At 68.5% G+C, this 11,422-nt stretch carries 10 protein-coding genes; all 10 read left to right on the plus strand.

The window, feature by feature from the left end; genetic code table 11:
• Position 1 precedes the first annotated feature (1 nt).
• The 10 genes from mltG (at position 2) to GZ64_RS0104800 (ending at position 11,351) form a co-directional block, all read left to right on the plus strand.
• On the plus strand, positions 2-1,522 hold the full coding sequence (mltG, locus tag GZ64_RS0104755; protein WP_051667853.1) for an endolytic transglycosylase MltG: 1,521 nt from the start codon (positions 2-4) through the stop codon (positions 1,520-1,522).
• Entirely contained in the window at positions 1,497-2,339 is an 843-nt protein-coding gene (locus tag GZ64_RS0104760) for a shikimate dehydrogenase (protein WP_051667866.1), read from the plus strand. The genes mltG and GZ64_RS0104760 overlap by 26 nt, the downstream gene beginning before the upstream one ends.
• Positions 2,340-2,402: 63 nt before the next feature.
• The gene (aroC, locus tag GZ64_RS0104765; RefSeq protein WP_029265346.1) at positions 2,403-3,632 is read left to right on the plus strand and encodes a chorismate synthase; all 1,230 of its coding nucleotides are present in this window, start codon (positions 2,403-2,405) and stop codon (positions 3,630-3,632) included.
• Entirely contained in the window at positions 3,616-4,134 is a 519-nt protein-coding gene (locus GZ64_RS0104770; protein WP_021200622.1) for a shikimate kinase, read from the plus strand. Before aroC ends, GZ64_RS0104770 begins: the two co-directional genes overlap by 17 nt.
• Positions 4,131-5,219, plus strand: a complete 1,089-nt coding sequence (aroB, locus tag GZ64_RS0104775) for a 3-dehydroquinate synthase (RefSeq protein WP_021200621.1) — start codon at positions 4,131-4,133, stop codon at positions 5,217-5,219. The genes GZ64_RS0104770 and aroB overlap by 4 nt, the downstream gene beginning before the upstream one ends.
• Positions 5,216-5,653: a type II 3-dehydroquinate dehydratase gene (aroQ, locus tag GZ64_RS0104780; protein WP_029259258.1), complete on the plus strand. Its 438-nt coding sequence runs from the start codon at positions 5,216-5,218 to the stop codon at positions 5,651-5,653. Before aroB ends, aroQ begins: the two co-directional genes overlap by 4 nt.
• Positions 5,654-5,708: 55 nt before the next feature.
• Positions 5,709-6,269, plus strand: coding sequence for an elongation factor P (gene efp / locus GZ64_RS0104785; protein ID WP_021200619.1), 561 nt, complete (start codon positions 5,709-5,711; stop codon positions 6,267-6,269).
• 3 nt (positions 6,270-6,272) lie between these two features.
• Complete coding sequence (gene nusB / locus GZ64_RS0104790) at positions 6,273-6,683, plus strand: transcription antitermination factor NusB (RefSeq protein WP_021200618.1); 411 nt, start codon at positions 6,273-6,275, stop codon at positions 6,681-6,683.
• 48 nt (positions 6,684-6,731) lie between these two features.
• Positions 6,732-9,692 (plus strand): DEAD/DEAH box helicase, encoded by a 2,961-nt coding sequence (locus GZ64_RS0104795; RefSeq protein ID WP_029265347.1) that lies wholly within the window; start codon positions 6,732-6,734, stop codon positions 9,690-9,692.
• A gap of 81 nt (positions 9,693-9,773) precedes the next feature.
• Positions 9,774-11,351 carry a Rieske 2Fe-2S domain-containing protein gene (locus GZ64_RS0104800; RefSeq protein ID WP_029265349.1) on the plus strand — a complete coding sequence of 526 codons (1,578 nt, stop codon included), beginning with the start codon at positions 9,774-9,776 and terminating at the stop codon, positions 11,349-11,351.
• Positions 11,352-11,422: the final 71 nt, after the last annotated feature.

An 11,422-nucleotide genomic window follows, 5' to 3' on the forward strand; every position in this document is an offset into this window, starting at 1 on the left:
GATGTCTGAACGTGACAGCGCCACCCCCCGGCACGATCCTGATTCCCGCCTGGGGGATCTGTTCGAGAATCTGCCGGACCCGACGCAGCAGATCCCGACCGTCGACAACAGTGCTCCGGCGCCCGGTTCGCGCCGCGCCGCCCGAGAGGCAGCCGCCGGAGAGGGAACCGCGACTCCGGTGGGAGGCACGGCCCGCACGCCGGCCGAGCCGTCCCCTGTGCCGGTACGTGGGTCCGCGGACGACGCCGTCACCGCGGATGCGGCGCCGACGCCGACGCCCGTTCGCGCTTCGGCCGACGCCGCAGAGACTCCCACGCGTGCTCTCCCGCAGGCGGTGCCCGCGGCGGGCACCGGTCGCACCTCGGCAGCGGCCGAAACGCCCGAACCGGTGATCGGAGGCGGGCTCGACGATCTGTTCGCCCCGCACGACGACCATGTTCCCGCGGCGCCGAAGAAGAAGCGCCGCAAGGGCTGCCTGATCGCGCTGATCATCGTGCTCGCCGTGCTCGGCGGCATCGCGGCGGGTGGCGCCTGGGCCTGGAACACCTACGGCGACAAGATCAGCGATGCCATGGGCTGGGGCGAGTCGAAGGACTGGGAGCCCGGTCTCGCGAACGGCGAAGCCCTCGTCACGATCAAGCAGGGCGACACCGGGGGGCCGGTGTCGACGGCGCTCTATGAGGCCGGCGTCACGAAGACCGAGGACGTGTTCTACGACTACATCGTCGAAGAGAACCTCGCGGTCACGTTCTATCCGGGCGTCTACCGCCTGCAGAAGAAGATGACGGCAGAGGCCGCCCTCGCCGCGCTCAAGGACGACGCGAACAAGATGGCGAATGCCGTCTCGGTCTCCGAGGGAGGCACGATCGTCTCCTCGTTGCCCGGCATGGCCGAGACTCTCGGGCTTCCGCTCGCCGACTTCGAGGCTGCGGTCCAGGACCCCTCGGCCTACGGCGTGGACGCGCCGAGCCTGGAGGGCTGGCTGTTCCCCGCAGTGTACGAATTCGATCCCGGGGTCACCGCACCTCAGGTGATCCAGCGGATGGTCGACCGCACCAGAGAGTCGCTCGACGCGGCAGGTGTGCCGGCGGCTGATGCCGAACGGATCCTGACGATCGCCTCGATCATCCAGCGCGAGGGCCGTCTCGACGACTTCGCGAAGGTGTCCCGCGTCATTCAGAACCGCCTCGACATCGACATGAAGCTGCAGATGGATTCGACCGCCCAGTACGGCTACGGGTCGCTGCACGAAGGCGTCGTGTCGAGCTCGAAGGAAGCGCTCGAGGACGACAACGAGTGGAACACCTACGTGCGCACCGGCCTGCCGGCGACACCGATCGCCAGCCCGAGCGACGCGGCCATCAAGGCGGCGATGCAGCCTGCTGACGGCCCGTGGCTGTACTTCGTCACGATCAACCTCGCCACGGGGGAGACGCAGTTCTCCGAGACCATGGCGGAGCACGAGCAGGGAATCGAGAAGTGGCGTGAGTGGTGCCGTGCGAACCCCGACGGCGGCTGCTGAGACGGTGACGCGCTCACGGTTGGCGGTCTGGGGCGATCCGATCGCGCACTCCAAGTCCCCGGAGCTGCATGCGGCCGCCTATCGTGTGCTCGGCCTGGACTGGGAGTACGGACGGCGTCGGGTCTCGGCGGAGGGATTCGCCTCGGCGATCGCCGAACTGGACGACACCTGGCGTGGTCTCTCCCTCACGATGCCGTTGAAGGAAGAGGCGTTCCGCGCGGCGGCGACACGGGATCGTCACGCGCAGCTCACGGGCGCCGTCAACACGCTCCTCCTGGGAGACGAGCCGGCCGGGTTCAACACCGATGTCGGAGGGATCGTCGATGCCCTCGCCGAGGCGCACATCGCCGAGGTCGAACGGGTCCGGATACTCGGGGCCGGGGCCACGGCGGCGTCGGCTCTCGTCGCCGCAGCCGAGATCGGGGCCGCGCGCGTCGACGTGCGTGCTCGGCGCGCTGCTGCCGCGGCGGCGCTGGTGGATCTCGGGGAGCGGCTCGGCCTCGTCGTGGAAGTACGCGCGTTCGATGCGCCTGCTCCGGCCGTCGAGCTGACCGTGGCCACGCTGCCCAGCGGCACCGCTCTCCCCGCGGAGATCGCCTCGGTGCTGTCGTCGAGTGGCGGGTCGCTCTTCGACGCCGCCTACGCCCCGTGGCCGTCAGCTCTCGCGATGACCTGGAGCGAGGGTCCGGCCATCTCCGGACTCGGCATGCTGCTGCATCAGGCCGTGCGCCAGATCCGTATCTTCCGGCACGGCGATCCGACGATGGAGCTCCGCGACGAGGCCGCGGTGATCACCGCGATGCGCGCCGCGCTCTGACCGAACCGCTCGCTCGACGAAACGCGGCGCTGCGGGGGTGCGAACCCGTGGGAGACTGGAGCAATGCTCCGCGTGCTCACGGCCGGCGAATCGCACGGCCCAGAACTCATCGCCGTCATGGAGGGTCTTCCCTCCGGCGTCCCTGTGTCCTCCGAGGCCATCCAGGCCGACCTCGCCCGTCGCAAGTTGGGCTATGGCCGCGGCTCGCGGATGAAGTTCGAGCAGGATGAGCTGACGATCTCCGGCGGTGTGCGCCACGGCCGGAGCCTCGGCAGTCCGATCGCGCTGCGCATCGGCAACACCGAATGGCCCAAGTGGATCGAGGTCATGAACCCCGAGCCCGTCGAGCTCACGGACAAGTCTCGCGGACGCAGCGCGCCTCTCACCCGTCCGCGTCCAGGGCACGCCGATCTGGTGGGCATGCAGAAATACGACTTCGACGAGGCGCGTCCGATCCTCGAGCGTGCGAGCGCCCGCGAGACGGCCGCTCGTGTCGCGTTGGGAGCGATCGCCCGCTCCTTCCTCGGTGCGCTCGGGATCCGTCTCGTCAGCCACACGTTGTCGATCGGCCCGGTGCGCGTACCCGAGGGTTCTGCGCTGCCCACGCCGGATGACGTCGAGGCGCTGGACGCCGATCCGCTCCGGTGCTTCGACGCGGCGACCTCCGCGCTGATGGTGGCCGAGGTCGACGACGCCAAGAAGGACGGCGACACGCTCGGCGGGATCGTCGAGGTCCTCGCGTACGGGCTGCCTCCGGGACTCGGCTCCCACGTGCACTGGGACCGGCGCCTCGACGCGCGTCTGGCCCAGGCCCTGATGAGCATCCAGGCGATCAAGGGTGTCGAGGTCGGCGACGGCTTCGAGACCACCCGTCGTCGCGGCTCGGCCGCGCACGACGAGCTCTTCGCGACCGCCGACGGCATCACGCGCGGATCCGACCGTGCCGGCGGCACCGAGGGCGGCATGTCGACGGGCACCGTCCTGCGCGTGCGTGCCGGCATGAAGCCGATCGCGACGGTGCCGCACGCGCTGCGGACGATCGACATCGCGACAGGAGACGACGCCACCGCCCACCACCAGCGCTCCGACGTGTGCGCGGTACCAGCCGCCGGTGTGGTCGCCGAGGCGATGGTCGCGGTCGAGCTCGCGAACGCCGTGCTGGAGAAGTTCGGCGGCGACAGCATCCGGGAGACGCGACGGAACCTCGACGGGTACCTGGCGGGCATCCCTGCCGAGCTGCGCACGACCCCCGCGTCCGAGGCGGCGCTCATCGCGCATGACGAGCGCGGCTGATCCGCTGACGCTGGTGCTGGTCGGCCCGATGGCCGCCGGCAAGACCAGCGTCGGCAGACGCGTCGCCCGTCGGCTCGGCGTCGCGTTCATCGACACCGACAAGCGCATCGTGGCCGCCCACGGACCCATCGCCGGCATCTTCGAGGCCCACGGCGAGGCGCACTTCCGTGCCCTCGAGCGGGCCGCGGTGGCAGAGGCCCTCGCCGAGGGCGGGGTGATCTCCCTCGGTGGCGGGGCGGTGACGGAAGCGGCGACCCGGGAGCTGCTGGCAGAGCACCCGGTCGTGTTCCTGACCGTGAGCCCCGACGCGGTGGCCGATCGGCTCCGTGGGAGCAATCGTCCGCTGCTGGCGGGGGAGGACCCCCTGGAGCGCTGGAAGAAGATCTTCGAGGAACGTCGGGGGTGGTACGCCGAGGTGTCATCGGCGACCTTCGACACCTCACGTCGTCCGATGCAGAAGATCGCGGACGAGATCGTGGCATGGAGGAGAGAGCAGCGATGAGCACGACGACCATCAGCGTCACCGGTAGCGACGCCTACGACATCACGATCGGGCGGGGGATCCTCGAACGGGTCTCGGCTGCGCTGGCTCCGGGGGTGCGCAAGATCCTGGTCGTGCACCCCCCGACGCTGGCCGCCCGGGCCGCCGAGCTGCGCGATCGCCTGCTCGCCGACACCTCGGACGGGCCGCGTGAGGTGCTGCTCGCCGAGATCCCGGATGCGGAGCAGGGCAAGCGCATCGAGGTCGCGGCCTTCTGCTGGCAGGTGATGGGGCAGGCCGACTTCACGCGCAGTGACGCCGTCATCGGCTACGGCGGCGGCTCGGTCACCGATCTCGCCGGCTTCGTGGCGGCGACGTGGCTGCGCGGTGTGCAGCTGATCCAGGTGCCGACCACGGTCCTCGGCCTCGTCGACGCGGCGGTCGGCGGCAAGACCGGGGTGAACACCGCGGAGGGCAAGAACCTCGTCGGTGCGTTCTGGGCGCCGCGCGCCGTCGTGGGCGACCTCGACGAGCTCGCGAGCCTCAGCCCGAACGAGGCGACCGCCGGTTTCGCCGAGGTGGTGAAGGCCGGATTCATCTGGGCGCCGGAGATCCTCGACATCGTCGAGGCGGATCCCGCTCGTGCCGTTGACCCCACGACGGACGAGTTCCGGCGTGCCATCGAACTTGCGATCGCGATGAAAGCCGAGGTCGTCTCGGACGACTTCCGGGAGGCGGGCCTGCGGGAGATCCTCAACTACGGCCACACCCTCGGGCACGCCATCGAGCACGCAGAGCGATACCGCTGGCGTCACGGCGCCGCGATCTCGGTCGGCATGCTGTACGCGGCCGAGCTCTCGCGTCTCGCCGGACGCCTCTCCGACGCCGCGGCGGAGCGTCACCGCACCATCCTCGAGTCGCTGGGGCTTCCGACCTCGTACCGCGCAGGAGCATGGCCGCAGCTGCTCGCCACGATGCAGCGCGACAAGAAGAGCCGCGGCGGAATGCTGCGCTTCATCCTTCTCGACGACATCGCGAAGCCGACGGTGCTGCAGGCCCCGGACGAATCGCTGATGTTCGCCGCCTACCAGGAGGTCGGCGCGTGAGCCGACGCATCCTCCTGGTCAACGGACCCAACCTGAACCTGCTCGGTTCGCGCGAACCAGAGGTGTACGGCACGGCCACGCTCGCCGACGTGGAGCGCATCACCATCGCCGCCGCCGCAGAACACGGCTTCGAGGTGCGTGCGGTGCAGAGCAACCACGAGGGGGTGCTGATCGACGCGATCCACGCCGCCCGTGAGGACTGCGCCGCGATCGTGATCAATCCCGGCGGACTCACGCACACGTCGGTGGTGCTGCGCGACGCTCTCACCGGAGTCTCGCTGCCGTTCGCCGAGGTGCACATCTCCGATGTGTACGCCCGGGAGGAATTCCGGCACCACTCCTACCTCGACGACGTCGCGGCCGTGCGCGTCGTCGGACGCGGTGTCGACGGCTACGCGGATGCCGTGCGGCAGCTCGCAGCACTCATCCCTTAGAATCGACTGTCGGTCTCGTCCGACCCCGCAGACTCACGAACGGAACTCGCAGCGCATGGCATCTACCGCAGACATCAAGAACGGCGTCGTCCTCAGCATCGACGGGCAGCTCTGGAGCGTCATCGAGTTCCAGCACGTCAAGCCCGGCAAGGGTGGCGCCTTCGTGCGCACCAAGCTGAAGAACGTCGTCTCGGGCAAGGTCGTCGACCGTACGTACAACGCCGGCGCCAAGATCGAGATCGAGAACGTCGACCGCCGCGACTACACGTACCTGTACACCGATGGCGACGGTTACGTCTTCATGGACCAGACAGACTTCGACCAGATCACGGTCGGCGCCGCGACGGTCGGCGACGCGAAGAACTTCCTGCTCGAGAACCAGGCCGTCACGATCGCCCTGAACAACGGCAACCCGCTCTACATCGACCTCCCGGCGTCCGTGGTCCTCGAGATCACCTACACGGAGCCCGGCCTGCAGGGCGACCGCTCGTCGGCCGGCACCAAGCCCGCCACGCTCGAGACCGGCTATGAGATCCAGGTGCCGCTCTTCGTCGAGGCCGGCACCAAGGTCAAGGTCGACACCCGCACGGGTGACTACCTCGGCCGCGAGAAGTAAGGCGTGAGCGCCCGGACGAAGGCGCGCAAGCGCGCTCTCGACATCCTGTTCTCCGCCGATGTGCGCGGGGACGACCTCGCGGTCACGCTGGCCGCCGAGGCGAAGCGCGCCGCGAGCGAGCCCGCCCGCGAGGCGTCCTGGCTCTACGCCCGCGAGATCGTCGACGGCATCATCGACTCGCGCGATGAGATCGACGAGCAGATCACGACGCACAGCCGCGACTGGAAGCTGGAGCGGATGCCCGCGGTCGACCGCGCGCTGCTCCGGATCGGCGTGTGGGAGATCCTCTACAACGACGACGTTCCGACGGCTGTCGCGATCGATGAGGCGGTGGAACTCGCCAAGGAGTTCTCGACCGATGACTCCGGCGCCTTCGTGCACGGCGTCCTCGCGCGAGTCGCCCGCGCCGCCTGATCCGTCCGACGGGGAGGCACTGTCGGCGGTGTCGGAGAGGATGGGGGCATGCCCCTGCCGAACGACCCGTCCCGTCCCGATGGCGCGTCATCCGCGGACTGGCGCTCGATGCTCGGAGCGCCGCGCGAAGATGCGGTGACGCAGCTCGCGCTCGGGGTCGAGCTCCGCGTGCGCGACGGTCGCGGAGCGAACCCCTGGGCCTCCCGCCCGCAGCGGACCGCTACTGCGCGCGACGTCGCCAAGCGCACGGGGGAGATCCTGCTCGGCATCCGTCCGCTCGAGAAGAGCGCGGCGACCGGTGCCTGGGTGCAGGGTGCGGCAACCTGGGACGCGGTGAGACGTTCCCCGACGCAGTACGGACGCGACCGCTCCCGATGGTTCGCCGATCTGCTCAGCATCGCGCGCGACACGCTGCTGTCCGGCACGGCGGGCGACTGGCTGGTCGCCGATCTGATCGAGTCCGGCCTGCTGTGGGGGCATCTGCGCGCGGCGGCCGACGTCGACGTCCCGCTGATCGCCACGCAGAAGAGCACGACCGTCGTTCTCGCTGATCGCGCCACGATCGGCGCGACGGTCGGCCGTGACGACGCGGGCGGACTCCTCGTGCGCCCTGACATCACGATCGACGGCCGCGATGCAGACCCCGCCGACGTGCAGACGATCGGGCACAGAGGGCTCTACGAGGTCGCTCAACACGGCACGAAGCTGCGCGTGACGCTCGCCGAAGCACCGATCGCCGAGCCGGTGCACGCACTGCTCGCCGCAAGGACGGGGCTCGAGGTGCCCGCGCGTGACGAAGCCGCGTTCTTCCGTGACGCCTACCCGCTGCTTGCCCGGCGGGTCGAGGTGCGTCCGGTCGGTCGCGTCGAGCTGCCGGTGCTGCCCGCACCCCGACCGGTGCTCGAACTGTCGTTCCTGCGCGGCGACACGGTGAAGTACACGTTCGAATGGGACTATCGCGGGTTCGGGCGCGTCCCGTTCGCTCCCGGAGGAGACGCCGTGCGCGACGCGGTCGCGGAGGAGATGCTCCGAGACGCGCTCCAGGCCGTCTGGATGGAGCAGCTGGGCGAAGAACTCACTTCGGCGGGTTCCTTCCACGACGTCGCCGCCGCCGAGTTCGTCACTCGCATGGTGCCGGCGCTCGAGGCAGAGGGCGTCATGGTCTCCGTATCCGGTCGTCGCAAGAGCTATCACGAGCTCACGGGCGAGCCGCAGATCACCGTATCCACCGTCGAGAGCAGCGACCCCGACTGGTTCGACCTGGGAGTCCTGGTAAAGATCGACGGGCGCACCATCCCGTTCGAACCGCTGTTCACGGCGCTCAGCAAGGGCCGCAAGAAGCTCCTCCTCGTGGATGGCAGCTACTTCTCCCTGAACCATCGAGCGCTCGATCGTCTCCGGGAGCTGATCGACGAGTCCGGCGAGCTCGAAGAATGGGAGACCGGCCCGCGGATCAGCCGCTACCAGACCGATCTCTGGGAGGAGTTCGAGGATCTCGCTGATGAGGCGGTTCCCGCGGTCACGTGGCGCGCGACCGCCGACGGCCTGCGCACAGCCACCTCCGTGCCTGCGGTGTCGATGCCGTCGGGCATCACCGCCACGCTCCGGCCGTACCAGAAGGAGGGCTTGGACTGGCTCGCCTTCCTGTGGAGTCATCGTCTGGGCGGTATCCTCGCCGACGACATGGGGCTCGGAAAGACGCTCCAGCTCCTGGCTCTCATCGCGCATGCCCGAGAGACGGGGGAGCAGCGGCCGTTCCTCGTGGTCGTCCCGACGTCGGTGCTCGCCACCTGGCGGAGCGAGGCCGAGCGCTTCGCGCCTGCGCTCCGGGTGCTGCTCCGGGGGAGCACACAGGGTCGCTCGCTCGATGACAGCATCGGTGACGCCGATCTCGTCATCACGACCTACGCGGTCGCCCGTCTCGACGAGGCCGAGTACGCCCGTGTCGAGTGGGCGGGACTCATCCTCGACGAGGCGCAGTTCGTGAAGAACCCGGCGACCAAGCTGCATCGTGCTGTGGCCTCGTTCCGTGCGGACGTGACGTTCGCGGTCACCGGCACCCCGATGGAGAACAGCCTCAGCGAGCTGTGGGCGCTGCTGAAGCTCACCGCTCCCGGCCTGTTCGCCTCTGCGCGGAAGTTCCGCGAACACTACATCCAGCCGATCGAGCAGGGAAAGGTCCCGGAGAACGAGGAGGGCGGCGCCTATCGGCAGCGACGCCTCGAGCAGCTGCGGCGGCGCATCCGTCCCCTGCTGCTGCGACGGACGAAGGAGCTCGTGGCCCCCGACCTCCCGGCGAAGCAGGAGCAGATCCTCGAGGTCGAGCTCAGCTCGTCTCATCGCGCGCTCTACGACGTGGTCCTGCAGCGCGAACGGCAGAAGGTACTCGGACTGCTGGAAGACCTCGATCGCAACCGCTTCATCGTCTTCCGCTCGCTCACACTGATGCGCATGCTCAGCCTTGCCCCCGGGCTCATCGATCCGGAAGACGCCAAGATCGGCTCGCGCAAGCTCGACGTGCTGCTCGAGCGGGTGATCGAGCTGCAGGCGGAGGGGCACCGGGCGCTCGTGTTCAGCCAGTTCACCTCGTTCCTCGACCTGGCCGCGACTCGCCTCGATGCCGCCGGCATTCCTTATGCGCATCTCGACGGGTCGACACGTCACCGGCAGAAGGTCGTCGAGAGCTTCACCTCGGGGGAGCAGCCGGTGTTCCTCATCAGCCTGAAGGCCGGCGGCTTCGGCCTCACGTTGACCGAGGCCGATTACGTCTTCCTGCTCGATCCGTGGTGGAACCCCGCAGCCGAGGCGCAGGCCGTCGATCGCACACACCGCATCGGTCAGGACAGCCAGGTGTTCGTGTACCGCATGATCTCCACCGGCACGATCGAGGAGAAGGTGCTCGACCTGCAACGCCGCAAGGCCCGGCTGTTCACCGCCGTGCTCGACGACGAGGCGCTGTTCGCGCAATCGCTCTCCGCCGACGACATCCGCGGGCTGTTCGAGGGCTGACCGGAATACTCACGGCCGGGTCGACCGGGCGTTCAGGGAGCCCTCGGTACAATCGAACGGTTCACTTTCGGGAGGAATGCAATGCGGATCACGGGACTCGGCCACGCCGGGATGTTCATCGAGACGGTCGGCGGGAACATCATCTGCGACCCGGTCCTCGGACCCTCGTTCTACGGATCCTGGTTCCCGTTCCCCGACAACCGGGGCCTGGACTGGGAGCGTTTCGGGCGTGAAGCCGATTTCCTCTGGATCTCGCACCGGCACCGCGACCACTTCGACCCGCGGCTCCTCGAACGCTACATCCGCAAGGACATCGAGGTGCTGCTTCCGGAGTACCCGACCGATGACCTCGAGAAGGACATCCGGGCCCTCGGCTACACGAACATCACGTACGCCCCGGCCGGGCAGGTGATCCAGCGCGGCGAGCTCAAGATGATGATCACCCCGCTGCGAGCCCCCAGCGACGGTCCGATCGGCGACTCCTCGCTGAGCGTCGACGACGGCACCGGCTCGATGCTGAACCAGAACGACTCCCACCCGCTCGATCTCGAGAAGCTGCTCGATTTCGGCAAGCCCGACGCGTACTTCACCCAGGTGTCCGGCGCGATCTGGTGGCCAATGGTCTACGACCTGCCTCTCGATGCCAAGCAGAACTTCGCCCGTCTCAAGCGCGAAGCGCAGAACAAGCGCGCCATGTACTACATCGAGAAGGTTGACGCTCCGCACGTCTTCCCGATGGCGGGCCCGCCCATGTTCCTGCGTGACGACCTGTTCGACTTCAACGGTCTCGGGAAGAACGGCGAGTCGATCTTCACCGACCAGAAGCAGTTCCTCGCGCACATGAAGGAGCTGGCGCCGCAGTACGACGGGCAGCTCTTCATCCCCGGCACGGTCGTCACGGTCGAGGACGGATCCGTCACGAGCGAGCAGACGCTCTACACCGAGGCCGAGATCGCCCACATCTTCGATGAGAAGTGGGACTACCTCGAGGAGCAGCGGGCGAGCCGACAGCAGGAGATCCGCGACGAGGAGGCTTCTCGTGCCGCGATCATCCCGCCCGCCGAGATGCTCGAGGCGATCAAGAACTGGTGGGAGCCGCTGCTGAAGAAGTCCCGCACGATCCGACTCGGCGTCGGCGGGTGCGTGCGCTTCCGCATCGGCGAGCTCGACATGGTGGTCGACTTCCCCCGCGCGAAGGTCCGGGAGTACGCCGGGGAGGAGTGCATCTACTGGTACACCATCCCCGCAGACCTGGTCTCGACGAACATCGTCGATCACGAGATCGACTGGTCGAACTCGATCTTCCTCTCGATGCAGTTCTCCGTGGGGCGCAGCGGCAAGTTCAACGAGTTCCTCACCACGTTCCTCAAGTGCCTCTCGGTCGACCGCATCGAGTACGTCGAGAACTGGTATCAGGAGCAGACCGACCAGACCGAGGATGCCGAGATCGGCGACTGGGTCGTGCAGCGTCGCTGCCCGCATCTCCGCGCCGACCTCACCCGCACGGGCACGGTCGACGAGGACGGCATCCTCACGTGCAGCATGCACGACTGGAAGTGGGACCTGAAGACCGGTCGGTGCCTGTCGACCGCCGGTCACCCGATCCGCTCCTCGAAGATCGACGAGGTCACGGACCCGGTGCTGCAGGAGGCCAGCTGATCCGCCGGAGTCCCCGCGCTCCGATAGACTGACATCACAAGCAACCTTTAACACCGTCCTGTGAGGCGGAG

This window comes from Microbacterium sp. Cr-K32, from assembly GCF_000708345.1.
GTDB classification, from domain to species: Bacteria; Actinomycetota; Actinomycetes; order Actinomycetales; family Microbacteriaceae; genus Microbacterium; species Microbacterium maritypicum_A.